General features: G+C 64.3%; 26 protein-coding genes. 4 read left to right on the plus strand and 22 right to left on the minus strand.

Features of this window, described 5'->3' with window-relative positions; all coding sequences use genetic code 11:
- A partial coding sequence (locus N539_RS18785) for an Ig-like domain-containing protein (protein ID WP_028969934.1) occupies positions 1-1,417 on the plus strand: 1,417 nt, incomplete at its 5' end.
- A 169-nt stretch (positions 1,418-1,586) separates the two neighbouring features.
- Positions 1,587-1,865 (plus strand): hypothetical protein, encoded by a 279-nt coding sequence (locus tag N539_RS0108650; RefSeq protein WP_156029850.1) that lies wholly within the window; start codon positions 1,587-1,589, stop codon positions 1,863-1,865.
- Between the two features lie 110 nt (positions 1,866-1,975).
- Here the strand turns inward: N539_RS0108650 and N539_RS18185 are convergent, their stop codons facing one another.
- From N539_RS18185 to truB, 11 genes are all read right to left on the minus strand, one after another.
- A complete protein-coding gene (locus N539_RS18185) occupies positions 1,976-2,539 on the minus strand; it encodes an RcnB family protein (protein ID WP_028969936.1) in 564 nt (187 codons plus the stop codon).
- 81 nt (positions 2,540-2,620) lie between these two features.
- A complete protein-coding gene (locus N539_RS0108660) occupies positions 2,621-3,235 on the minus strand; it encodes a DUF937 domain-containing protein (protein ID WP_028969937.1) in 615 nt (204 codons plus the stop codon).
- Between the two features lie 76 nt (positions 3,236-3,311).
- Positions 3,312-3,512 (minus strand): dodecin family protein, encoded by a 201-nt coding sequence (locus tag N539_RS0108665; RefSeq protein WP_028969938.1) that lies wholly within the window; start codon positions 3,510-3,512, stop codon positions 3,312-3,314.
- A 511-nt stretch (positions 3,513-4,023) separates the two neighbouring features.
- Positions 4,024-4,842 carry a ThiF family adenylyltransferase gene (locus N539_RS18190; protein ID WP_081774287.1) on the minus strand — a complete coding sequence of 273 codons (819 nt, stop codon included), beginning with the start codon at positions 4,840-4,842 and terminating at the stop codon, positions 4,024-4,026.
- Positions 4,842-5,348 carry a hypothetical protein gene (locus tag N539_RS0108675; protein WP_028969939.1) on the minus strand — a complete coding sequence of 169 codons (507 nt, stop codon included), beginning with the start codon at positions 5,346-5,348 and terminating at the stop codon, positions 4,842-4,844. Before N539_RS0108675 ends, N539_RS18190 begins: the two co-directional genes overlap by 1 nt.
- Positions 5,349-5,670: 322 nt before the next feature.
- Positions 5,671-5,934: a hypothetical protein gene (locus tag N539_RS18510; protein WP_156029851.1), complete on the minus strand. Its 264-nt coding sequence runs from the start codon at positions 5,932-5,934 to the stop codon at positions 5,671-5,673.
- 268 nt (positions 5,935-6,202) lie between these two features.
- A complete protein-coding gene (locus tag N539_RS0108690) occupies positions 6,203-6,736 on the minus strand; it encodes an ImmA/IrrE family metallo-endopeptidase (protein WP_231462985.1) in 534 nt (177 codons plus the stop codon).
- Positions 6,729-7,091 (minus strand): helix-turn-helix domain-containing protein, encoded by a 363-nt coding sequence (locus tag N539_RS0108695; protein ID WP_028969943.1) that lies wholly within the window; start codon positions 7,089-7,091, stop codon positions 6,729-6,731. The genes N539_RS0108690 and N539_RS0108695 overlap by 8 nt, the downstream gene beginning before the upstream one ends.
- 292 nt (positions 7,092-7,383) lie before the next feature.
- Positions 7,384-9,771: a polyribonucleotide nucleotidyltransferase gene (gene pnp / locus N539_RS0108700; RefSeq protein WP_028969944.1), complete on the minus strand. Its 2,388-nt coding sequence runs from the start codon at positions 9,769-9,771 to the stop codon at positions 7,384-7,386.
- Positions 9,772-9,928: 157 nt separating this feature from the next.
- Complete coding sequence (gene rpsO / locus N539_RS0108705; RefSeq protein ID WP_028969945.1) at positions 9,929-10,198, minus strand: 30S ribosomal protein S15; 270 nt, start codon at positions 10,196-10,198, stop codon at positions 9,929-9,931.
- Positions 10,199-10,215: 17 nt separating this feature from the next.
- On the minus strand, positions 10,216-11,136 hold the full coding sequence (truB, locus tag N539_RS0108710; protein WP_051531672.1) for a tRNA pseudouridine(55) synthase TruB: 921 nt from the start codon (positions 11,134-11,136) through the stop codon (positions 10,216-10,218).
- A 9-nt stretch (positions 11,137-11,145) separates the two neighbouring features.
- On the opposite strand from truB, the gene N539_RS17775 reads away from it, so the two are divergent.
- Positions 11,146-13,152 (plus strand): TIR domain-containing protein, encoded by a 2,007-nt coding sequence (locus N539_RS17775; RefSeq protein ID WP_081774289.1) that lies wholly within the window; start codon positions 11,146-11,148, stop codon positions 13,150-13,152.
- Positions 13,153-13,189: 37 nt separating this feature from the next.
- On the plus strand, positions 13,190-13,441 hold the full coding sequence (locus tag N539_RS0108720; protein WP_156029852.1) for a hypothetical protein: 252 nt from the start codon (positions 13,190-13,192) through the stop codon (positions 13,439-13,441).
- A gap of 21 nt (positions 13,442-13,462) precedes the next feature.
- Here the strand turns inward: N539_RS0108720 and N539_RS0108725 are convergent, their stop codons facing one another.
- The 11 genes from N539_RS0108725 to N539_RS0108775 form a co-directional block, all read right to left on the minus strand.
- On the minus strand, positions 13,463-15,088 hold the full coding sequence (locus N539_RS0108725; protein ID WP_028969949.1) for a S1 family peptidase: 1,626 nt from the start codon (positions 15,086-15,088) through the stop codon (positions 13,463-13,465).
- 237 nt (positions 15,089-15,325) lie between these two features.
- Positions 15,326-16,003, minus strand: a complete 678-nt coding sequence (locus tag N539_RS0108730; protein WP_028969950.1) for a site-2 protease family protein — start codon at positions 16,001-16,003, stop codon at positions 15,326-15,328.
- Positions 16,000-16,539, minus strand: a complete 540-nt coding sequence (locus N539_RS0108735) for a GNAT family N-acetyltransferase (protein WP_028969951.1) — start codon at positions 16,537-16,539, stop codon at positions 16,000-16,002. The genes N539_RS0108730 and N539_RS0108735 overlap by 4 nt, the downstream gene beginning before the upstream one ends.
- Positions 16,536-16,928 (minus strand): 30S ribosome-binding factor RbfA, encoded by a 393-nt coding sequence (gene rbfA / locus N539_RS0108740; RefSeq protein ID WP_028969952.1) that lies wholly within the window; start codon positions 16,926-16,928, stop codon positions 16,536-16,538. The genes N539_RS0108735 and rbfA overlap by 4 nt, the downstream gene beginning before the upstream one ends.
- On the minus strand, positions 16,929-19,433 hold the full coding sequence (gene infB / locus N539_RS0108745) for a translation initiation factor IF-2 (RefSeq protein ID WP_028969953.1): 2,505 nt from the start codon (positions 19,431-19,433) through the stop codon (positions 16,929-16,931).
- Position 19,434: 1 nt separating this feature from the next.
- Positions 19,435-20,145, minus strand: a complete 711-nt coding sequence (locus N539_RS16275; protein ID WP_028969954.1) for a DUF448 domain-containing protein — start codon at positions 20,143-20,145, stop codon at positions 19,435-19,437.
- On the minus strand, positions 20,126-21,748 hold the full coding sequence (nusA, locus tag N539_RS0108755; RefSeq protein WP_028969955.1) for a transcription termination factor NusA: 1,623 nt from the start codon (positions 21,746-21,748) through the stop codon (positions 20,126-20,128). Before nusA ends, N539_RS16275 begins: the two co-directional genes overlap by 20 nt.
- Positions 21,748-22,281 carry a ribosome maturation protein RimP gene (gene rimP / locus N539_RS0108760; RefSeq protein WP_028969956.1) on the minus strand — a complete coding sequence of 178 codons (534 nt, stop codon included), beginning with the start codon at positions 22,279-22,281 and terminating at the stop codon, positions 21,748-21,750. Before rimP ends, nusA begins: the two co-directional genes overlap by 1 nt.
- 131 nt (positions 22,282-22,412) lie before the next feature.
- Entirely contained in the window at positions 22,413-22,889 is a 477-nt protein-coding gene (locus tag N539_RS0108765) for a hypothetical protein (RefSeq protein ID WP_156029853.1), read from the minus strand.
- The gene (locus N539_RS0108770) at positions 22,831-23,319 is read right to left on the minus strand and encodes an isoprenylcysteine carboxyl methyltransferase family protein (protein ID WP_028969958.1); all 489 of its coding nucleotides are present in this window, start codon (positions 23,317-23,319) and stop codon (positions 22,831-22,833) included. The genes N539_RS0108765 and N539_RS0108770 overlap by 59 nt, the downstream gene beginning before the upstream one ends.
- Positions 23,316-24,359: a type III polyketide synthase gene (locus N539_RS0108775; RefSeq protein WP_028969959.1), complete on the minus strand. Its 1,044-nt coding sequence runs from the start codon at positions 24,357-24,359 to the stop codon at positions 23,316-23,318. The genes N539_RS0108770 and N539_RS0108775 overlap by 4 nt, the downstream gene beginning before the upstream one ends.
- Positions 24,360-24,445 lie beyond the last annotated feature (86 nt).

A 24,445-nucleotide genomic window follows, 5' to 3' on the forward strand; every position in this document is an offset into this window, starting at 1 on the left:
CGACAGCGACAACAACTCGGTGGTGACGATCACGTTCAACGAGGCGGTGTCGAACTTCTCGAACGCCGACGTGACGGTCGCCGGCGGCACGCTGAGCGCACTCTCTTCGAGCAACGGAGGGATCACCTGGACGGGGACCTTTACGGCGACCGACGGGGTCGAGACCACCGGCTCGGTGACGGTCAACGCCGGCGGCTACAACGATGCGGCCGTCAATATCGGTGTGAGCGGAAGCGACACGGTTGCGATCGACACCAAGAACCCGACCGCGACGGTGAACATCGTCGATACGCTGCTCAACGATGGCGATCCGAATTCGGTGGTGACGATCACGTTCTCGGAGGCGGTGACGGGGTTCAGCAACGCCGATGTAACGGCCACCAACGGAACGCTTACCGCGTTTACCTCCAGCGACGGGATCACATGGACGGCAACATACACTGCGAATGACGGCTTTGACGGCACCGGCAGCGTGACGCTCACGGGGCCGTACACCGACCTCGTCGGGAATACGGGCGCAACTGGGGCGAATGACACCGTCACCATCGACCGGCAGGAGGCCGCTTTTACCGCCGACAACCTTCGCTTCCTCATCAATACCACGACAGAAAATGAAGGCGGTGGTGGATCGGGTGGTCAGAACATCGTCTCCGGCGCCGATCTAGGCACGTTCCAGGCCTTGGGTCTCCCCGGTACCTGGACATTCACTCTGGCGAGTCCGGTTGCGGGCTTCCAGATCACCGGCAATCATCTGATCACGACCGACACCTTGTCCAATCTGCCGGGCACAATTCTGACGATTCATGCCACCGATGGCACGACCAGCGTGGACATTCCGGTGACCGTGGCCGTCGGCACCAATGGTACCAACACGATCTCGCTCGGCACCGGCAATGACCTCGGCTTCGGAATCGGCGGTAATGACACCATCACAGGTGGAAACGGAAACGACTCCCTGTCGGGCGGCTCCAACGACGACATCCTCGATGGTGGCGCGGGGAGCGACGTACTCTGGGGCGCGTCCTCCAACGACACACTGATCGGTGGCCTCGGGGCGGATGTCTTGACCGGCGGCACCGGCGACGACTTGTTCGAGTTCGTGAAGGTGGGCGCGGACAATGACCTTACTCACTACGGAGTCGATCAGATTACCGATTTCTCGAAGGTGGCGACCAACACCGACCATATCGGTCTTGATCATAATCTCTTCGCAGGAATCGGCAGCAGCGGGACCTTGAACGCAAACTTCTTTAAGCTGACCACCGGAGCCCTCGATGCCGATGACCGGATCATTTACAATCAGGCGACTGGCGCGCTCTTCTATGACGCGGACGGCAGCGGCTCAGGGGCGGCTATTCAGTTTGCCCAGCTAACCGCCGGAACTGTGCTCACGCCGTCCGACTTCCTTATAATCTGACGAACGGAAGGCTCCCACGGCGGGCAACCTCCCACCGTTCGCCGTTTCGTCGTTGCCGGGCGGCCGCTTGTCGCTTGGCAAAACGCCCGCGACCGCTGGTCGATGGGTGCTACATATGTCGCATGCTAGATGCTTCACTCGGGGCTCCTCGAATCAGGGAGAGGTCCCCATGCGTAGGTTCGTCATGTGTATCGCGTCGTTCACCCTCGTTGCGGCGGCTCCGGCGCCGGCGGCGCAAAGCCAGAGCTCGTCCGCGGCCTCGCGCTCGACTTGCGACGCCAAATATTACGATTATCTGGTCGGCAAGAACCTCGACAGCGCGCGCGACATCAGCGGCACCAATTATCGCGTCCTCGCGCAAGGCGCCGCGGCGGGCGCCGCGCAGCCGAAGCGGATGACCGTCACCGTCGACAAGGGCAACCAGATCGTCGACGTCAGCTGCAACTGACGCAAGTCGGCGCGAAGCGCGGAGCCGCTGAACCCCTCAGGCCCCGCGTTTCGCGCCGCGCCGCGCGGCGAAGCCTCCCGGGCGGTGGCTCGGGAGGCTCCTTCTTGCCTTCAATAAAATACGCCGGTCACGACATAGGCGATCCGGTGGGTGTGAATGTTCACCAGGAGCAGGTCGGGCCCGTAGCGAACCCAGCGGTAGCCGTGCGGCGGATAACCGACGTGGTGGTAATCGTCATAATAATAGGCCGACGAGAAAAGGAGCGCCGGGAGGATGTGGCCGACGGCCCACAGCCGGTAATGGTAGCCGCGCGGATAGCGGTAGTGCTTCGCGCGGATGCGCTTGAATTGATATTGATGCGGGCGATTGTAGCCGGGGCGAGCCGGCTTGGTCGGGCGGACCGGCTGGATCGATGGACGATCGGGCCGTGTCGGGCGAACCGGCTTGGTCGGACGGACCGGCTGGATCTGCGGGCGATCGGGCCGGGTCGGCCGATGCGCGCCGGGCCTGGACGGTTTCGTGGTGGGTCTTGTCGGCTTCGCCGGCCGCGCCGGCCGGACTTTGCCGGGGCGGGTCGGCTGCGTCTGCGGCTGAGCCGGTCGAGTCTGCGCCGCCGCGCCGGCGGGCGGAAGCAGCAGCGCCGCGATGGTCAGTCCAAGCATCGATCTCTTCATGTGCACCCCTCGATGCCCCTTAGTTTTAAGATCACGGAAGCTGCGCGAGGCGGACGCAGGTTCCGACCGAATCGAAATCGACTAGCGCGCCAGGTATTTGCCCGCCGCGCCGATGAGGTCGCCAAGAATGCTGGCCGATGGGGCCGGTTCGGACCCGCCGCGCGCCGGAGCGGTTTGCCCGCCGAGAATGCTTCCGAGCATCCCGCTGAGACCGCCGTCCAGACTGCCGCCCGCGGCGCTCCCTTGGCCTTGCCCGGCCTGCTTCATCACATATCCGGCGGCGGCCATGGCGAGCAGCGGGAGCATCTTCTTGAGCAGCGACGGCTCGACCCCGGACTGCGACGCGGCCTGCGCGGCGACCGCGCGGCTCTCGTCCTTGGAGCCGAAAATCTGGCCGAGAATCTGATTGCCTTGGCCGACGTCGCTCGGCGCGTTCGCGGTGACGTTATCGAGCAGCCCGCCGCCGCCGAGCGCGGAGATCGTCCCGAGCAATGCGCCGAGCCCGCCGCCCGCGGCATCCGTTCCGCCACCGATCGCCGATTGCGGCTCGGCGGCCGCGGCCGGATTCTGGAACCCGGAGAGGATCGAGGGCAGAAGCGCGGCCGCGCCGGCCTCGGCGGTCGCCGGGTCGATCCCAAGCTCGCGCGAGATCGCGCCGACCGCGCCGGTCTGCTGCAGCATGTCGGTAACATTCATTGCTGTTCTCCTCGTTGGCGGAGGATTCCGGTGCGGATGCTCAGGTCAACGCAAACTGGCCGAAGCCGAAGAGCGGTCAGGATACGACGAAGGTGACGGCGAGCGTGACCCGCCACTCCGTAACCTTGTTGTCGCCCACGATGACCTTGGTGTCCTTGACCCACGCGCCCTCGATTCCCTTGACGGTTTCGGACGCCTTGGTGATCCCCTCGCGGATCGCGGCTTCGATCCCGCCGGGCGAGCTGGCGATGATTTCGATGGTCTTGGCAACCGACATATGCGGTCTCCTCCGGCGGGCTCTGGGCGCCCATTTTTAACCCAAGTCAACTTGGCTCATCAATTGCGAGCAACATCGGCCGGCATTGCCGGAATTTGTGACGATTGAATGACGGGGTGGCGCGCTGGCTCCTGTTCGCGGGCGAGTGCGGTCCGTCGAAATGGCGCGAATGTTCGCGAATGTTCGCAGTGACGAGCGCTTTCGGGCGGTCTCGAAACGCAGCAAACGCAGCGAGCCTATGCGTGCGCGTGCGCGCGAGGGCAGTACGCGAAAAACGATTTCACGCAGGATTGGAGATGACCTGAGGTCAACGCTCGACGGCCTGAAGATCGGTCGTAACTCGGGTGGAGGACTCATCCGCCAGTCTATGACTCAAGGGGTGGGCTGTAGGACAGCACAAAATGCCGAGCGTAGGGGAGCGCTTTGTTCAAGCAAACGGGAGCCAGCGCGTAGAGCCTTCGAATGCCCGGACGGCGGGGCGAGAGGTCTCAGCCGAGCGAACTGTTCGACGTCACCGATTCACTCCATGACGTTCCCGTATCCGGAACCCCGGATCACCACGCTGATCAGCTGGATAATGTTGGCATCGCCCTGACCAATTCGCGAGACGATGGCTCTCCGAGACAGTGCCGATATTTCCATCGTACTGAAGCAATGCCGTTTCCACAGGGGTCGGCTGCCAAGGATTCAGCATCTGTATGATGAGCCCAACGGCCGTCGAGGCAAGCACACCGTTCGGCCAGACGACCTGTGGATTGCCGCCCGCGGCACCATAATTCCGTGCTTCGGTCGCTACCGCGGTCTCCGTGACGATACCTAGACAGCGTAGGCACGGGCCGCCGACGAACGAGAGCGCAACTTGACCAGCGATCAGATGGCCTGACGGGATTTCGTGCACATCCATGCCGATGTCGATGAATGGAATCAGGTACCGGCGACAGAACGCATCCAGTTCATCCTTCGCCCTCACTTGATCGAGACAGCCGACGATGATGTCGCATGCCTTAAGAATGTCGAAGCAAGCCTGCCATTCACCCGAAAACGAGATCACTCGCGCGGTAGCGTTGACGCGTCTGATTTGCCGCTTGGCGATCGAAGTCTTCTTACGACGAAGCAGCACGTCGAGGCGAGTGCCGCCTATGAGCCGGTTGAGATTGGTGGAACTGATGCGGTCGGGATCCACGATAACAACTTCGCCGATCCCGACATGGCCAAGTTGCTGACAAACGTGCGACCCGCCTCCGCCAAGACCAACAACTCCAACGCGTGCCGACCCAAGAAGCTCGGAGCTATTAGAACCAAGAAAGGACTGTCGCGAAAGCCAGTCCATTATCGCACTCCGAACTTGAGCAACGGCGCACCGACAAAGGCAAACTCTGCAACTTCGGTGGACCCTAGTCCCCTGTTGAGCCAGAAACGGCCTGCAGCTCGGTCGCCGCTGAAAACGATCATGCCGTGCGGCATTGACGGAATTGCCTCGAAGAACCCTGGGACAAATTCGCTCCCGCTCCGTAGGTCAATCCCGCTGAAACCCGGAATGCCGGAACCACCATGCGAGTGAATGTGCACGAGGCCAGACCGAGTCCGGTAGGCACGCTCCAGCGCTTTTCGAAAAGCCGGACCTCCAATTCGGGCGCCGCAAGATGGGTCCATTTCGTAGTCTTCGTCAGCAACCGGAGAATAGTTGCGAGCGAGCAAGAGCAGTCGCTGATCGGGCAGCGAAGTAGCGCCTACCATCAGAAAGCCGACTCGCTCATGCGCGAACGTGTGCCGTCTGCTCAGGTCCGCATGGATTTGCAGGACGAGCGATCTGGGCAGTTTAAGGTGCAGTTTCATGCGAACGCCCGCAGATGTGCGAGAATCATGTCAAGCCACGGGAGGCTCGCGGCCACGCCCTTCCACGAGCACGCATGCCATTTCCGGCCGGCAATGGAATACACCTTCCAATTGGCGGCTTTAGGCGCTTGGACTGCGTCGGACAGGAAGAAGCGGCTTTCGTACCCGTCGCGCGCAGCCGGCCAAAGGAGCACGTCCCGAACAATGGTGCGACCCTGTGACCGTATCGGCACCTGAGGCACGTAGACGACCGGCTGCTGACCGTCCTGCCAAAGCTCAGCAGCCGAATACGCCTGTTTGATCTGACGAAACATCTCCGAGGTCACGACGATTGGCCAACCGGTGGATGGGAGGCAAATCTCATGTCGTCTCGAATGACGATCTTCCGCGTCGGATCAACGTCATCAAAGCCGCCGTCTTCGTTAACGACATCCAGAATGTAGCCAGCGGGCACCGAAAAAATTGCCGCCAGCTCCGCGCCTTCATGCGCACCTGGCTTCAGGTCAAAGGCCGTTTCTCCGTAATAGACCCGGATCGTACGACCGTGCCGATCGCCAGGCTCCTTCTCCTCATGCTGAGCTGCCATTTTTAGTCCTTTGCGTCTCTCGGAGGCCCACCTTGAGCCCGCCGTCCTCGTTATGAGGTGAAGTGAATTTACTCATAGGTGAAAAAAAAGTCAACTATGGCGAATTCACGACACTAACGAGTGCCGTGAGTTATTCAGCGCGGAGCTCTGGCGCGGCCGCCGCTGGTACGCTGGCGGATAGGTCGAAATCCAATGTAAGCAGGCGGCAGGAAACGTCCCGCGCAGGAATATCAGCGATTAAGGACGACCAAAAGTTGAAGGTCGGTGGTTAGAAGGGCAGGTCCAAGTTCAACACGCTCGCGCGGACCTCAGCCGCCCTCCTGCTCACCCTGAAGCGCGTCAGAATTTCCCGGACGCAGCTGCACCGGCGCACTTCACCCTCGGGCATGAGAAACGCGCTCGCGAAAGTGTCAGCTTGCCATTCGGCATTCACATAAGGCTTGACGCTATTGCCGCGGGCCATCTGCGCGCTGCTTCCTGTATGCATGAGCAGATGGCCTAATTCGTGCGCGAGGGTAAATGCATACCTGGCTTGGCCCTGACGGGCAGCCTCGTAGCAAGTTAGTCCCATCTTTATGGATCGCTCCGTCATTGAGGTAGTTGCCTCCGCTTCGCCCAGTTCGCGATCGGCAACTACCTCAAAGCTGTACTCGTCCAGAACTCTGGGAAGGACCAACTCAAGGAGCCGAAGCATATCAACTGCTGAACCGTCCGAAACACCGAGCGCCCTACGAACCGCTAAAGCATATTCTTCAATCTGCTTACGCGATCGAGGCGCCACGATGATCGGATTGTTAGCCACCCCTTCCTCCATTGATGACCTTTGCGATGCGTTCTTTTGCATCTGGCGAAAGTCGAGCGAACTCGGTTGCGAGCGCGTCTGCCAAAACCTTATCATTGGCGTTGGCGCGATCGCCTAGCTGTATTTTGAACTCACTGGTCGAGATAACAGCATGATGTCGGACGTCGACAAGTTCGACGTCAGTAAGGCGGAGGGCGGCACGTAGCTTATCAACGAAGCCGTCTGGAATCGGCTTCTTGCCAGTTTCGATTTGGCTCAAATAGCTGGGGCTAATCTTAAGCCGTTCGGCCATGTCACCAAGCAAGAGCTCGCGATCGATGCGGAGCTTTCGCAAGGCTTTTCCGAATGGCGTCATTACTCATTTCCTTTCGCTTTCGGGATGCCCCCGCAGCGAATGTCTGCGCCCATTTGTCGCATGATTGTCCCCCTGTTCTTACCCACACATTGGGTGAAGGTCTTTTACGCTCAAGTGAATTTTCCTACAAGTCCAGTGATTAATTTACACACTTCGATAGAAAAAGGCCCCGCATCGCTGCGGGGCCTTCGTGTTTTTGTGATAAGGCATTGCGCGGCTCACGCCGCTTACCCCTCCACCACCTTTCAGGTGGTCCCCCTCCCCGAGCGAAGCTCAGGGAGGAGTTGACGGTTCAGTCGTTGTCGCCGTCGCCGGTGAGGAACGCCGGAGCGAACTCGGGCGCGGGGCCTTTGTCTTCGCCGCCACCTTCGCGTTCACGCCGGGGGCCGCGGTCGCGGTCACCACCGCCGCGCGGTCCACGATCGCGGTCGCCGCCGCGACCTTCGCCGCCACGTCCACCGCCACCGCCGCCTTCACGCCGCGGGCCACGGTCACGGCCGCCGCCGCGATGGCGATCACCACGATCGCCACGCGGGCCACGGTCGCCGCCTTCACGCGGTTCGCGCGGGGGGCGGGTGTCGGGGATTTCCTCGCCGGTTTCCTGGTCGACCAGGCGCATCGACAGGCGGACCTTGCCGCGCTGGTCGACCTCGACCAGCTTGACCTTGACCTCCTGGCCTTCGCTGAGGACGTCGCGGACGTTCTCGACCCGCTCGTTCTTGATCTCGCTGACGTGGACCAGCCCGTCCTTGCCCGGCATGAAGGTCACGAACGCGCCGAAATCGACGATGCTGGCGACCTTGCCGGTGTAGATGGTGCCGGGCTCGGGCTCGGCGACGATGCCGCGGATCCACTGGCGCGCGGCCTCGATCTGGCTCAAGTCGGACGAGCTGATCTTGATCACGCCCTCGTCGTCGATGTCCACTTTCGCGCCGGTCTCGGCGACGATCTCGCGGATGACCTTGCCGCCGGTGCCGATCACTTCGCGGATCTTGTCCTTGGGGATCTGCATCGTCTCGATCCGCGGCGCATGGGCGCTGAGCTCCTCACGGGTGTGATCGAGCGCCTTGGCCATTTCGCCGAGGATGTGGGCGCGGCCGTCCTTCGCCTGGGCGAGCGCGGTCTTCATGATCTCCTCGGTGATCCCGGCAACCTTGATGTCCATCTGCAGCGAGGTGATGCCGTTGGAGGTGCCGGCGACCTTGAAGTCCATGTCGCCGAGATGATCCTCGTCGCCGAGGATGTCGCTGATCACCGCGAAGTCCTTGCCTTCGAGGATCAGGCCCATGGCGATGCCGGCGACCGGACGCTTGAGCGGAACGCCGGCGTCCATGAGTGCAAGCGAGCCGCCGCACACCGTCGCCATCGACGAGGACCCGTTGCTCTCCGTAATGTCGGAGAGGACGCGGATCGTGTACGGGAACTCCTCGTTGCTCGGCAGCATCGGGCGAAGCGCGCGCCAGGCGAGCTTGCCGTGGCCGGTTTCGCGCCGCGACGGAGCGCCGAAGCGCCCGACTTCACCGACCGAGTAAGGCGGGAAGTTATAGTGCAGCATGAAGCGCGAGTAGGAGAGGCCCTCCAGCCCGTCGATCATCTGCTCGGACTCCTTGGTCCCGAGCGTGGTCGAAACGATCGACTGGGTCTCCCCGCGGGTGAACAGCGCCGAGCCGTGCGTGCGCGGCAGGAAGCCGACGCTGATCTCGATCGGGCGCACGGTCTTGGTGTCGCGGCCGTCGATGCGGCGGCCGTCCTTGAGGATGGCGATGCGGACGACGTCGGCCTCGATCGACTTGACCAGCTTGGCCGCGACCAGCTGCTCCTGCGGGTCGCTGTCGGCGAACGCCTCGGCGGCCTTGGCGCGGACAGCGGCGAGCGCGGTCTGGCGCTCCTGCTTGTTGGTCAGCTTGTAGGCGGCCTCGACATCGTTGCCGATGAGCGTCTTGAGCTTCTTCTTGATCGCGTCCTTCTCGGCGCTGACCGCGAGATCCCACGGCTCCTTGGCAGCCTGCTCGGCGAGCTTGATGATCGCCTCGATCACCGGCTGCAGCGAGCGGTGAGCGAACATGACCGCGCCGAGCATCTCGTCCTCGGACAGCTCCTTGGCTTCGGATTCGACCATCATCACGGCGTTGCGCGTACCGGCGACGACGAGGTCGAGCTGGCCTTCCGCGATCTGCGTCTGGGTCGGGTTGAGGATATAGTCGCCGTCAGCAAAGCCGACGCGAGCGGCGCCGATCGGGCCCATGAACGGGACGCCGGACAGGGTCAGAGCGGCCGATGCGGCGATCATCGCCAGCACGTCCGGCTCGTTCTCGCCGTCGTAGGAGAGGACCTGCGCGATGCACAGGATCTCGTTGTAGAACCCTTCGGGGAACAGCGGGCGGATCGGGCGATCGATCAGGCGGCTGGTCAGCGTTTCCTTTTCGGTGGCGCCGCGCTCGCGCTTGAAGAAGCCGCCGGGGATGCGCCCCGCGGCCGAGAATTTCTCCTGATAGTGGACGGTCAGCGGGAAGAAGTCCTGGCCCGGCTTGACCGACTTGGCGGCGGTGACCGCGCAGAGGACGACGGTTTCGCCCAGGGTCGCGAGAACCGCGCCGTCGGCCTGGCGGGCAACGCGGCCCGTTTCGAGCTTGAGGGTCTTACCGCCCCACTCGATTTCGACTGTTTTGGTATTGAACATTTGATTTCCTTCACCCCGCGGCCGGATGCCGGCGGGGACAGCTAGCGCGGGTAATCCGACCCGCTGCGGTCCGGGGCCTTGAAGCGCCCCTAAGGCCGAACCGCCGAATTGCGGATGGCCCCGATGTGCGAAAGGCGCCGGATGGGCGCCCTTGCGGTTATTTGCGAAGGCCGAGCTTGGCGATGAGACCGGTGTAACGGCTCTCGTCTTCGCGGCGCAGATAATCGAGCAGCGAACGGCGCTTGTTGACCATCATCAACAGCCCGCGCCGGCTATGGTTGTCCTTGGCGTGGCTCTTGAAATGCTCGGTCAGCGTCTGAATGCGGCTGGTGAGGATCGCGATCTGGACTTCGGGCGAACCCGTATCTTCCTTCGCGCGGGCATGTTCCTTGATCACTTCCTGCTTGCGCTCGGCGGTAATCGACATCGTGTCACTCCTGTTTTCTAAAGGTTAAAGCCCCGGACGACCTTGAGGCCGTCGGCCGTGGCTTCGACCAAAGCGACCGGAATTGCTTCCAAAGTCGCCAGGCTCAGCCCCGGCGGTGCGGGGATGCCGACAAGCCTCTGCCCATGACGGAGCAACTCGGCTTGGCGGCTAGTGACGGGGAGGGCCGGGATGTCGTCCAGCGCCGCTTGCAGCGGCAATACCGCCCGCGTCAGTTGGCGCGCCTTAGCCAATTCCTCGAGAAAGTCCAGTGAAACGGCCTGTTCGAGGGAGAAGGGCCCGGCGCGGGTCCTTCTTAGATAGGAAACGTGGCCGACCGTTCCAAGCGCATGGGCGATGTCGCGGGCAAGGCTGCGGACATAGGTGCCCTTGGAAACGGTGGCGAGCAACGAAGCCTCGTTCGCGCAATCGGAGACGACGCGCAGCTCATGGATGGTCACGTCGCGCGGCTTGAGCTCAACCGTTTCGCCGGCGCGGGTGCGGGCGTAAGCGGGCTTGCCGTAGACCTTCAGTGCCGAATGAGCCGGCGGGATCTGGCTGATCTTGCCGGTGAAGCCGGGCAGGATCGCCTGGACTTGTCCGGCGGTCGGGATGACGGCGCTGGTGGCGACGACTTCGCCTTCGGCGTCGAGCGTATCGGTTTCCTCGCCGAAGCGGATGGTGAAGGCATATTGCTTGGTCGCGCCGAGCATTCGGCCGGCGACCTTGGTCGCTTCGCCGAGCGCGATCGGCAGGACCCCGCACGCCAGCGGATCGAGCGTGCCGCCGTGGCCGACCTTGGTCTTGGGCTCGCCCGCTTCGCGCAGCAGGCGCTTGATCGCACTGACCGCCTGGGTCGAGCCAAGGCCGGCGGGCTTGTCGAGAATGATCCAGCCGTGGAGCATGGGCAGGCGATAAGCACCGATCCGCGGCTTGGCCATGCCGCGCTAATGACAAGCCCTCCGGTCAGCCCTACGGTGCGCATTGTCGTCAATCCGACGCTCCTTGGGGGAAGCAAGCGGATGGACCGGAATTCGGGCCGTGGTGAACCGCCGTCACGCGGGGAGGACTATGTCTTCCTCAGCTACGCGCGCGCCGACGAGAAGGCGGCCAGAGCGATCATCAAGCTAATCGAGCGCGCGGGATTCCGCGTCTGGTGGGACGGGCTGATTCCGAGCGGCGAGCGGTTCAGCGCGAAGATCAGCGAAGCGCTCGAAGCCGCAGGTGCGGTGGTCGTGTTGTGGTCGGCAAATTCTGCCAAATCGAACTGGGTCCAGGACGAAGCCTCGTTCGCCCGCGACCATCAGCGGCTGGTTCCGATTCTGATAGACGGATCCGAGCCCCCGCTCGGCTTCCGCCAGCTGCAGTGTGTCGATGTTTCGCGGGGCGGGCTGCGCGCCAGCAATCCTGCGATGTTCCGAGCGCTGCAGACGATCGCCGACATGATGGACCGACCATTGTCTGCGGCGGTCAATCAAAGACGAGGCGGGATTGACCGGCGTGGCGTGATCACGGCGGGCGCTGCGGCCGGCGTCGCCGCGGTCGGATTCGGCGGCTGGCAACTTCTGCGGCCTGGCCGCGCCGGTGCGAACACGATCGCGGTGCTGCCGTTCGACAACCTCAGCGGGGAGGCCGGAAAGGGATATCTTTCCGACGGCCTTGCGGCGGAACTGCGCTCGACGCTGTCCCGCAACCCGCTGCTGAGAGTGGTCGGCCAAGCCTCGTCCAACGAATTCCGCGACCGTAAGGACGGCAGCCGGAGCATCGCGCGCAAGCTGGGGGTCGCCAACTTGCTCGACGGCAATGTCCTTTCCGAGGGCGGGATTGTGCGGATCGGGATCGAGTTGATCGACGGGGATAATGGCTTCAGCCGCTGGTCGAAGCGGTTCGAACTGCCGATGGGCAATATCATCGAGGTGCAGGAGGAGATTGCGAGTTCCGTCGGTGCCGCGCTTGCGGTGCGCCTGAGCGACAACAGCGAGCAATCGCCGGAGCGATCGGGTGGGACCAGGAATGTCGCGGCGTTCGATGCCTATCTTCGCGGGAAGGATTTGTTCGATTCCCAGCGCGACGAAGACAGTGATCGCGGCGCCCTTGTGCAGTTTACGGATGCGGTGCAACTCGATCCCAAATACGCCGCGGCCCGGGCGGCGCGATCGCGCACTCTTGCAGTAATCGCCAATGCTTATGCACAAGCAACCGAGCGGCGACCGCTTTACGACGAGGCGGTCGCGGAAGCGCGACACGCGGTCGCGACGGCCAATCAGTTTGCCGATGCTTATGCCGCGCTCGGCTATGCGCTGTTCTACGGCAAGCTCGACATCATTGCCGCCGACGAGCCTTACGAGAAAGCCAGCCAGCTCGGCGGGTGGAGCGCGGATGTGCTGGGCCTTTGCGCAATGTATCGCGCACGGCGGCGGCAGTTCGATCGTGCGCTTCCCGCGATCGAACGCGCGGCTTCTCTCGACCCGCTGAACCCTACCGTGTTCAAGAACCGCGGACGGATCAAGTTTGCAGCGGGCGATTACGCGGCCGCGATCGAGGCGGCGCGGCGTGCGATCGATCTCAATCTCAAGGTTGGCGGAGCGCACGGCGACATCGGAAACGCGCTGCTGTTCCAGGGCCACACGCGAGATGCGGCGGCCGAATTCGCTCAGGAAAAGGTACAGCTGCTCGCTCTTCCAGGCCGCGCGTTCGTCGCCATTCGCGAGGGTAAGGCCGCCGAAGCGCAAGGCGCATATGACGAGCTCGTGAAGACGCAGGGTGACAATGGACTTTACCAGCAGGCGCAGGTGCTGGCGCAGTGGAACAAGGTTCCGCAGGCGCTCGACGTGCTCGACAAGGCCGTGAATGAGCAGGATTCAGGCCTGGTCTATCTGCTCAGCGATCCGTTCCTCCAGCCGCTGCAGAACCAGCCGCGCTTCAATTCGCTTCTGAAACGATTGCGCTTCGTCTAAGCTGATCAATTCTGCCGAGGGAACGAAGGGGGATACAATGCGCAGACTGATAACTGGACTCGCGATCGTAGGAGTGGCCTTGTCGCTTGAGGGATGTCCGAAGCCAGCCAACAACGAGTCCGCCAACGAGGTGGCAACCAATGAAGCCGTTCCAGTCGAGAACGCCGCAGAGATGAACGCGGCCGACATGAACGCGACAGACATGAACGCTGCCGGTGCCGCCAACACGGTCGAAGCCAACAACGCCGCCGACCAGGGCTCGACCGACCACGGTTCGACGGACCATTGATCCGAGACCCGGCGCGTTGCTTTAGCGGCCCCGCGCCGGGTCTCCGATCCTGATTACGGCGCCCGCACGGATTGCTTTGCGAGCGGCTTCGACCCAGCGCGAAAAATAGGCGGCGTCAGTGTAGATCGACGGTGTGGCCTTGTAACCGCAGCCCAGCGACCAACTGGTAAGGCCGACCAGTTCTTCAGTGGTGGACCCGTAATTGCGAACCAGCGGCCCGCCGCTGTCGCCGCGGCAGCTGAATGTCGGCGCGCCGCCGCTCGCCGCGACCGCCTTGGGCGTTACCAGGCAGAGCATTCCGGGCCGCCACTTGCCCTGGACACGCTGGTTGCAGTCGGAAGCGGCAATCACTTCAAGAGGCGCCTGCTGTAGCGTTTGAGGATTGTGCTGAATCTCGTTCGACATGCTCATTAGAAGATTGGCGCCCGGCGCGACCGATTGGGTATAGCCCCAGCCGAGACCTGTAAGCGTCGTGCCGCGTGCGGGAATAGCAATGCTGACCTTCAGGGGACGAGGGGCCAACTGGACCTGCTCGTCACTTTTCAGGAGCAGAAGTGCGATATCGTCCGGAAGCCCACTGCTCTGGCCAGTGTAGCCTCCATGAATCACGGCGCCGACGATCGCACGCGTTTCTCCGCCGCGTCCCAGCCGCAATGAACCGATGCGGACCCGCCGGTCGGTAAAGATCCTCGCCTCGTTGGGGCTGAGGAAGCGACCGGTCGCAACGCAATGCGCAGCGGTAAGCACGAGGTCTGGAGCAATCATCGTTCCGCCGCACGAATGCGCCCGTTCTTCGGGAGTCCGTTGGGCGAGATATTTCCGTTCTGCCGGAGGGAGCTTCTTGTCGGCTTCGATCTCCTCGGGTGAGTAGGGTAGCGTCGAATAGAGTTCGACCATCCAATCGGCATCTCCGCGCGCGGCAAACTGACCACCGCCCATCGCCGGGCCCGGCTCCCCATCCTGATCGTCGTAGGTGAAGCTTATTGCCGAAAGTCCGGCGGTCGACGGCAGCGGCGGGACCTTTGCGACGCAGTCGGAATAAAGGCGCACGAAGCAGGTCGCCGTGGATCCATAGGGGCTCGGCTGCGTGAGCGCGGCCGGATCGAAGGGCCGGTCCGACACGAGCACGATTTCGTGGGATGCACCCTTCGAGCCCACGCCCGCCGAGGGTGCAATCACAAGCCGTTCGCCAGCGGGGAGCTTGACGATGCTTTCCCGGCCCCGCACGCCAATGGTGCTAATTCCCAGGCTGGACGAGGTCTCGAGAATGGCGATGAATTTCGCCTCGCCGGAACCATTGCGGACCGAGGTCGACAACATGGGGCCGACGGCACGAACGAGCGCATCCGGCAGGCAGGTGTCCGGGGACTGATCATTCACCTTGCATGCTTCGATGCCGTGGGGCTGAGGCCGGTCAACTAGCGCAAGGAGGGCCTTTTGACGCTGCTGCAGCGCCAAAACTCGCGGCAGCACGGCTTGCGCGTCCCCCGAGGAGAACCGGCCAAGACGAACGAAATACAGACTGGAGTTTATTTGGTCCGTGGTCGGCCGCAATTCGGCGAAATCCGGGTCAGCACCAGTGGTGAGGAGCAAGTCGGCTGGCTCGGCGATCTCGGCGACGCCGCTCGCCGTGACGTCATTGCGCAATTGGGGTGATTCAAGCTCCGGCGCGATACGCAGCGCAAGCTTGGACGAGGCTACTTGTGGCGGAGCAGGTGGCAAGTGCGGCGCAGCGCCCGTCCGACAGGGTCCGAGCAAAAGGAATGTTGCAAAGAAGCGCCTAAACAGCACTAGCATGTTTGATCGACCCCCAACTCCCTCGATATAGCCGAGACGGCGGCAGCCGTCATGGGACCAAGCGGCGAGAGAGGTTGGCCACCTAGGCTAAGGGCGGATTCCAAACAGCGCGAGCAGTCGCGTTGCGAGACCGTCGACCACCGGCGAGACGAGATGGCCGACGATGTTGATGCCGAGCGCGGGCAGCACGAGCAGCAGGACGACCAGGACCAGCAGCGAATAGCGGCCGATCCGTCCGAATGCGGCAGCCGCGGCCGGCGGCAGCAGGCCCTGGACAACGTGGCCGCCGTCGAACGGCGGGATCGGCAGCAGGTTGAACACCGCGAGGAAGAGATTGATGAGGATGAAGTTGATCGCATTGCCGGCGATCAGCGTGGTGGCGAGGCCGTTCGGATCGGACGAGAAGGACAGCGTCGCCCCGAGGGCGGCCGCGCCGAGCACGGCCAGCAGCAGGTTCATCCCCGGCCCGGCGAGCGCGACCAGCACCATGTCGCGGCGCGGGTTCCTCAGGCGCCGATAATTGACCGGGACCGGCCTGGCCCAGCCGAACACCGGTGCATGGCTGAGCGCAAGAATCAGCGGCAGGATGACGGTCCCGAACGGGTCGATGTGGCGGATCGGGTTGAGGCTCAGCCGCCCGCGCTCCTCCGCGGTCGGGTCGCCGAGCCGCCGCGCGACCAGGCCGTGAGAGACTTCGTGAAAGACGATGGCGATGATCAGCGGGATCAGCCAGGTCGCGATCTGGAACAAGGTATTGGGGTTCATACCGGCCACTCTTCCTTCAGAATCGCGAACAGCACCGTGTCGCGGACGTGGCCGGTCCAGGTGATGCGATCGGCGCGGAGCACGCCTTCGCGGACCGCGCCCAATTTCTTCATCGCAGCCTGGGAGCGCGTGTTGCGGCGGTCGACGCGGAACTCGATCCGGCGATAGCCACGGTCGAACGCGTGGCGCATCATCATGTCCTTGCAGCGGCGGTTGTAACCGATGCCGCGGAAGGCAGGACGATAGTAGGTGCTGCCGATCTCGAGCGTCTGCCGGCCGTCGTCGATGTTGATGTAGCAGCTCATGCCGACGCACGCTTCGCCGTCGAACAAAGCGAACGGAACCCACGGCCGTTTCAAAAGCGCATCGAAGCTCGCGTCGAAATCGGCGGGCGCATAGCTGATGTAATAGATCGCCCAGATCTCGGGATCTTCGGCGCAAGCCTCGCGCAACCGGTCGCGGTGCGTCTCGCCGAGCGGTTGGGCCCGGCAGCCGTCGCCGCTCATCGGCTCGGCGAGCCGTTGGAGATCAGTCATTCCTCGCCGAGGTCCTGCGCGACCTTCTCCGACCGCAACAGCCGGTCGATGTGACCGCCTTCGTCGAAGCTCTCGTCGGCGATGAACTTCAGTTTCGCGGCATATTTGGTGCGGACCCGGCTGGCGACTTCGCGCTGGAGGAAAGCGGTGTTCTGGCGCAGGGCCTTCAGCACCGCGTCCTCGTCCTGGCCTAGGAGCGGCTTCACGAACACTGTGGCGTGGCGAAGGTCGGGGGACATGCGGACTTCGGTGATGCTGACGAGATGCGATTGCAGCGTCTCGTCATGTACCTCGGCGCGCTGCAGAATCTCGCTCAGCACGTGGCGCACCTGCTCGCCGATGCGGAGCAGGCGGACCGAGCGGCCTTCGGGAGTTTCGACGCGGCGCATTTACAGCGTCCGCGCGCGCTCCTCGACCTCGAACACTTCGAGGCTGTCGCCCGGCTTGATGTCGTTGGTGTCGGCCAGCAGCACGCCGCATTCCAGGCCCGAGGTGACTTCCGCCACGTCGTCCTTGAACCGCCGCAGCGAGCTGATCGTCGTCTTCGACACGATCACATCCTCGCGCGTGAGGCGGGCGTTGAGGCCCTTGCGGATGACGCCTTCGAGGACGAGCAGACCGGCGGCCTTGTCCCGCTTGCCCGCCGGGAAAACCTCCTGGACGCGGGCGCGGCCGACGACCGTCTCGATGATCTCGGGACCGAGCTCGCCGGCCATGGCGCCTTTGGCCCAATCGGTCAGGTGATAGATGACATCATAATAGCGAAGCTCCACCCTGGTCCGCGCCGCGACCTCGCGCGCCTTGGCGTTGGGGCGGACGTTGAAGCCGATGATCGGCGCGCTGCTCGCAGAGGCAAGCGTGACGTCGCTCTCGGTGATCGCGCCGACGCCCGAATGGAGGACGCGGACCTTGATCTCGTCGGTCGACAGACGGTTCAAGGCATGGACGATCGCCTCGACCGAGCCCTGGACGTCGGCCTTGACGACGAGAGGGAACTCCATGGTGGTCGACGCATGGTTCGCGAACATGTTCTCAAGACTGACCGGCGCCGAGGTGGTGCGCTTGCGGTCGAGCACGCTTTGGCGATAGGCCGCGACCTCGCGCGCCCGCGCCTCATTCTCGACGACCGTGAATGGATCGCCCGCGGACGGCACGACGGACAGGCCGAGCACTTCGACCGGCATTGACGGCCCGGCTTCCTTCACCTGGCGGCCATGGTCGTCGATCATCGCCCGGACCTTCCCCGACGATGCGCCCGCGACGAACACATCGCCGACGCGCAAGGTGCCGCGCTGGACCAGCACGGTCGCGAGTGGACCGCGGCCCTTGTCGAGCTTGGCCTCGATCACCGTCGCTTCCGCGGGGCGATCGGGATTGGCCTTGATCTCGAGGATTTCGGCCTGGAGCTCGATCGCTTCCAGGAGCTTGTCGAGGTTGGTCTTCTTGGTCGCCGAGACTTCGACGTCCTGGACGTCGCCGCCCATGTCCTCGACGATCACCTCGTGCTGCAGAAGCTCCTCGCGCACCTTTTGCGGCTTGGCGTCGGGCTTATCGATCTTGTTGATGGCGACGATCATCGGGGCGCCGGCCGCCTTGGTGTGATTGATTGCCTCGATCGTCTGCGGCCGGAGGCCGTCATCGGCCGCGACCACCAGGATGACGATGTCGGTGACGTTGGCGCCGCGGGCGCGCATCTCCGAGAAAGCCTCGTGGCCGGGCGTATCGAGGAACGTGACCTTCGACTTGTCGGGCAGGCTGACCTGGTAGGCGCCGATGTGCTGGGTGATGCCGCCGGCCTCGCCGGAAACGACATTCGCGCCGCGGATCGCGTCGAGCAATGACGTCTTGCCATGGTCGACGTGGCCCATGATCGTAACCACCGGCGGGCGGGCTTGCAGCGTTTCGGCGGCGTCGACGTCTGCGGACGAGTCGATGTCGATATCGCTCTCGCTGACGCGCTTGATGTTGTGCCCGAACTCGGTGACCAGCAGCTCGGCGGTATCCTGATCGATGGTCTGGGTCAGCGTGACCGGCATGCCCATCTTGAACAACGCCTTGACCAAATCGGCGCCGCGCTCGGCCATGCGGTTGGCGAGCTCCTGCACCGTGATTGCTTCCGGAACCACGACGTCGCGGACCTGCTTGGTCGCGGGGCCGGTTTCCATATGGTGCCGCTTTTCCTTCTCGCGGGCGCGGCGGAGCGCGGCGAGCGAGCGGGCGCGGCTGTCGTCCTCGCCGGACAAAGCGCGGCTGACGGTCAGCTTGCCCGCATGGCGGCGATCTTCGCGGCCGCGGGTCGGTCGCGACGGCTCCGGCCGCTTGGGCGCCGGGGCATGGCCGGGGCGGCGAAAGGAACGCTCTTCCGTCGCGTCGGCCTGCGGCACAGCCGGCTGAGCTTCCTCGGGCGGCGGGGCGGTGACGGCGAGCGCCTCCTCCTGCGCGCGGCGGGCAGTTTCCTCGGCGGCAGCCTCTTCGGCCTTGCGATTTTCCTCGGCGCGGCGGCGCTCTTCCTCATTGGCGGAGGTCTTCGCCTGTTCCTCGCGGCGACGAGCGTCCTCAAGCGACGTCATGCGCGCATCTTCGGCCTCGCGCAGCAGCTTCTCCTGGAGCTCCCGGCGGCGCGTGATCTCGTCCGTCGCCGAGGGCTTGCGCGGCTGCGGAGCGGGAGCGGCAGGCTTGGCCGCCGGCTTGGGCGCTTCGGCGACGGGCTCGGGAGCCGGAGCCGGCGGTGCCTCGCCCGGGCGGCCGAGGATGCGGCGCTTCTTGACCTCGACCACGACCGTGTTCGAGCGCCCGTGGCTGAAGCTCTGCTTGACCTTGCCGGTCTCGACCGTGCGCTTGAGGCCCAGCGGCGGCCGGGTGCCAAGCTTCGGTTTTTCGGTCTGGTCTGCCATTCTATTCCTTCGTCAAAATATCGTCAGCCGAGCCGGGGCGCGGAGCGGGAGCGCCGCCCTCTAGCCCTTCGCCAGGGTCAGTGAAAGCTCGCCACCGGGCAAGCGCGTGTCGAACACGCGACGCGGCGGCGGGATCGGTCAGCGCGACATGTACCACATTCTCGCGCCCCAGTGCCATGGACAAGATAGTGCGGCTCTCTGGGAAAATCATCCCCTGAGCGTCGCCGCCGCCGACGCGCCAGCCCTGGTCCATTCGCCGGCGGCCGTCCACGCTCGCATCGAGCGCGTGGAGCAGGAGATGGACCTTGCCGGCGCGCGCGGCCGCTTCGACCTTGTCGGCGCCGTTGATCAAATTGCCGGCGCGCGCCTCCATCCCGAGGCGGTCGAGCGCAGTCTTACGAAGCGCATGCTCGGTCCGTTCGCCGAGGTCTGAGGGCACTTGCAGCTCGCTCGTCTTGAAGGCGCGCTGGAGCGCGGCCTTGAGCTTGCCCTTGGCGTTGGCTTCGTCGAGCGCGCTGCGCGCGACACCGATCCACGCGCCCCGGCCCGGCGCGCGGGCGCGAACGTCAGGCGCGACCTCGCCGTCGGGCGCGCGGGCGAGCCGGATCAGCTCGTCCTTGCTGCCCTTGCGGCGCGTGAGGATGCACGTCCGCTCCGCGACGTGCGGGTCCGGCTCGGCTAGCGCGAGGTGGTCATTCCGGGGATTCCGCATCGGCGGCCTCCTCGGTTTTGGCGGGCGCTTCGTCCTCGAACCAGTGGGCGCGGGCGGCCATGATGATCTCATTGCCTTGCTCTTCGCTGAGGCTGTACTCGGCGAGGATTCCGCCCTTGTCCTCGGGCCGGGTGCTCGGCTCGCGGCGGCGGGGCTCAACGCGCTTCTTCTGGATGAGCTCGTCGGTGGCGAGGTCGGCAAGGTCGTCGAGCGTCCGGATGTTCGCCTTGCCGAGCGTCACCAACATCTGTTCGGTGAGGTGCGGAAGCTCGGCCAGCGCATCTTCGACGCCGAGCTTGCGGCGCTCCTCGCGGGACGCGGCTTCGCGCCGCTCGAGCGCTTCGCTGGCACGGCTCTGGAGCTCCGCCGCGATGTCGTCGTCGAGACCCTCGATCGAGGCAATTTCCTCGACCGGCACGTAAGCGACTTCCTCGAGGCTGGTGAAGCCTTCGGCGACGAGCAGTTGCGACAGGGTCTCGTCGACGTCGAGCTCGGTCTGGAACAGCGAGGACCGTTCGACGAATTCGCGCTGGCGCTTTTCGCTCGCATCGGCCTCCGTGAGGATGTCGATCTGCGAGATGGTGAGCTGGCTGGCGAGGCGGACGTTCTGGCCGCGGCGGCCGATCGCGAGGCTGAGCTGGTCGTCGGGGACGACGACTTCGATCCGGCTCTCCTCTTCGTCGATGACGACGCGGCTGACGGTCGCCGGCTGGAGCGCGTTGACGACGAAGGTCGCGGTGTCCTGGCTCCACGGGATGATGTCGATCTTCTCGCCCTGAAGCTCCTGCACCACGGCCTGGACTCGGCTGCCCTTCATGCCGACGCAGGCGCCGACCGGATCGATCGAGCTGTCGTGGCTGATGACTCCGATTTTCGCGCGCGAACCCGGGTCACGAGCCGCCGCCTTGATTTCGATGATGCCGTCGTAAATCTCGGGCACTTCCTGGGCGAACAGCTTCTTCATGAAGTCGGGATGGGCGCGCGACAGGAAGATCTGCGGCCCGCGGGCTTCGCGGCGGACTGACATGATCAGCGAGCGGATGCGGTCGCCCACGCGGACCATCTCGCGCGGAATCTGCTGATCGCGGCGGATGACTCCCTCGGCGCGGCCGAGGTCGACGACGACGTGGCCGAACTCGACGCGCTTGACGACGCCGGTGATGACTTCGCCGCCGCGCTCCTTGAATTCTTCATATTGGCGCTCGCGCTCGGCGTCGCGGACCTTCTGGAAGATGACCTGCTTGGCGGCCTGGGCGGCGATGCGGCCGAACTCGATCGGGGGCAGCGGATCGACGATGAAATCGCCGATCGACGCACCCTTCTCCAGCTTCTGGGCGCCCTTGAGGTCGACCTGCTTGAAATGGTCTTCCGGTTCTTCGACCACTTCCAGCACGCGCCACAGGCGCAGGTCGCCGGTCTCGCCGTCGAGCTTGGCGCGGATGTCGTTCTCGGCGCCGTAGCGGGAGCGGGCGGCGCGCTGGATCGCGTCCTCCATCGCCTCGATGACGATGCCCTTGTCGATCAGCTTCTCGCGCGCGACGGCGTCGGCGATCGCAATCAGCTCGGCCTTGTTGGCGCTGACGGCTGCGGGTGCAGTGGCCATTAGATTTCTTCCTCTACGGTCTGAATAGTGTCGGCGCCGTCGGTGCTGAGGGGCGCGGTGGCTTGGATGAGCTTGTCGGTCAAGACGAGCTTGGCCGACGCGATAGCGGACAAAGGCAAAGCGTGCGCAATGCCTTCCTTGTCGGTCAGCTTGACCTCGTCATGGTCGAGGCCCTGAAGCGTTCCGTTGAATTGCTTGCGCCCGTCACGCGGCGCGGCGAGCGTGATCCGCGCCTCGTGCCCGGCCCAGTCGGAATAATCGGCCGGGCGGGTCAGCGGCCGGTCGATCCCCGGGGAGGAGACTTCGAGGCGATAGCTGCCTTCGATCAGATCGTCGCGGTCGAGAAGATCGGACAGGCCGCGCGACAGCTGCTCACAATCGCTAAGGTCGAGCTGGCGCGTGTCGGGCCGCTCGGCCATCACTTGCAGCGTCGGATCGGAAACGCCGCCGATCATCATCACGCGCACGAGTTCGTAGCCGAGGCGCTTGACCTCGGGTTCGATCACTCCGGTGATGGCGGCAACGTCGACCAATTGACGCAAATCCTTATCGGGTAAGCCCAAACAGTTCTCGGACCGGAGCCGTGGGGCCCCAGCCTCAGCATCTGGCGATGTCGAGGAGAGAGCCGCGATATAGGCCGCGGCCACCGCTCGCGCAAGGCGGTTCACCGCGGGCGGCAGCCGGCTCCCATCCGCGCCCGGATCGCCTGCTCGACCTCGGGCGACTGGCGGTTCACGCAGCGGCCGATTTCGTAGGTGCCGCGGTTCTGACCTTCGCCTTCGGCGAGGAGCAGGAAAACCGGCTTGCCGATCAAGGTTTTGAGCTCGAGCGGGTCAAGCGAGCAGTCGCTGAGCAACTGAATGCGGTAGGCGGCGTGGCGCGGCCCGCGGTATTCGTGCGTCGGGGTGAATCGCCACGCGTAAGCTCCGTCGGCTTTGAGAACGCCCTCGGCCGCCACCGGATAATATTCGGCGATACGGTCGATGTCGGCCTGAAACCTGGGGTTGCCGGGAATGAGGCTGACGCAGTCGCAGGCGAGCGCGGGACCCGGAATCAACGCCAGGCCCAGCAACAATGCGAACCTAAGCGCGGCCGAGCGCGCGATCTTCCTCGCGGATGCGGATGGTGAGGACTGCGGCATTGAGCAGCGAGAATAGCACGGAGATCCACCACAGGCCGAAGACTAACGGCAGAACGGCGATTTCGGCGACGACGACCGCATAATTGGGGTGGGCGACGAAGCGATATGGGCCGTGGCGGACGAGGGGCGCATCGGGCAGGACGATGATCCGCGTCGTCCAGCGGTCTCTCAAGCTGGCGATGACCCAGAAGCGGGCGATCTGCAGTAGGACATAGAGAGCCAGCCAGAAGCCTTCGGCCGGCCGCCCCGGTGCGAGCCACCACAAAGTGGCTAGCCATAGAACGTGGACCGCTACGATCAGCGGGTATTGCTTCGCCCCAACCTCTTGCGCGCCGCGTGCGAGCAGGCGCCTCGTGTTCCGGTTGGACAGCCACAATTCGCCGAGGCGCTGGAGAGTCACCAGCGCCAGAATGACGATGCCGAGAGTCACGCGGCTTCGAGCAGCAGGCCGGAGCAGGTGAAGCCTGGGCCGAAGGCGGTCATCAGGACGCGCTCAGGCAAGCCTTGCTTGAGCAACCGTTCGAGCACGAACAGGGCGGTCGGCGCGCTCATGTTGCCGAAGTCCTTCAGTACCTCACGCTCGAGGTTGAGCTCGCCCTGGTTGAGCCGGAGCGCGGCCTCGATGGCGTCGATCACCTTGACCCCGCCCGGATGGCAGCAAAATCGGTCGATGTCGTCGCGGGCGATGCCGAGCTGCACGCACATGTCATCAACTGCATCGGCCAGCTCGGCTTCGATGAACGGCGGAATGGCGCGGTCGAACAGGACGCCGAGACCGGGGTCCTCAACCCGCCATCCCATGATCCCGAGCGTATCGGGCCAAAGCTTCTCCGCCGAGCCTTTGAGCGATGCCAGTCCACCCTCGCCGGAAGTAACGACGGCCGCCGCGGCACCATCGCCGAACAAAGCGGTGGCAACGATTGCCGCGGGGTCGTTGCTGTCGAGGCGGATCGAGATCGAGCAGGTCTCGACCGTGACCATCAGCCAATGCGTGCCGGGATCGGAGGCGGCAAGGCGCGCGGCAAGCGCGAGCCCGCTGACTCCGCCGGCACAGCCGAGACCGAAGACGGGAACGCGGCGCACGTCGGATCTCAGGCCAAGCCGCGGGCCGACGCGCGCTTCGAGGCTCGGCGTGGCGATGCCCGTCGTCGAGACGGTGACGACACCGTCGATCTCGCCGGGCAACAGCCCCGCTTGCTCGATCGCGGCACGCGCTGCATCCTCGAACATCCGCTCGGATGCGGCGAGATAGACCGCATTGCGTTCTGCCCAGCCATGCGGCTGCTCATACCATTCCGGAGGAGCGACGAGGTGGCGCTTGGCAATGGCGGCATTGTCGAACACGCTCGAAAGGCGGTCGAACAGCGCCTTGCGGCCGAACGCGCGGCGACCGATCTGCTTCGCTTGTTCTTGCTCGATCACATGCGGCGGCAGGGCCGTTGCAAGGGACACCAAACTGCAGCGCTGCATTCATCACCGCCTTTTTCGAGATCATCCCCCAACGCGAGTGACCGGCCCGAAGTTCAGGGCTGGATTGCGATGGGGCGTGCAACCCA

It is taken from the genome of Sphingomonas sp. URHD0057 (genome assembly GCF_000620665.1).
Lineage (GTDB): Bacteria > Pseudomonadota > Alphaproteobacteria > Sphingomonadales > Sphingomonadaceae > Sphingomicrobium.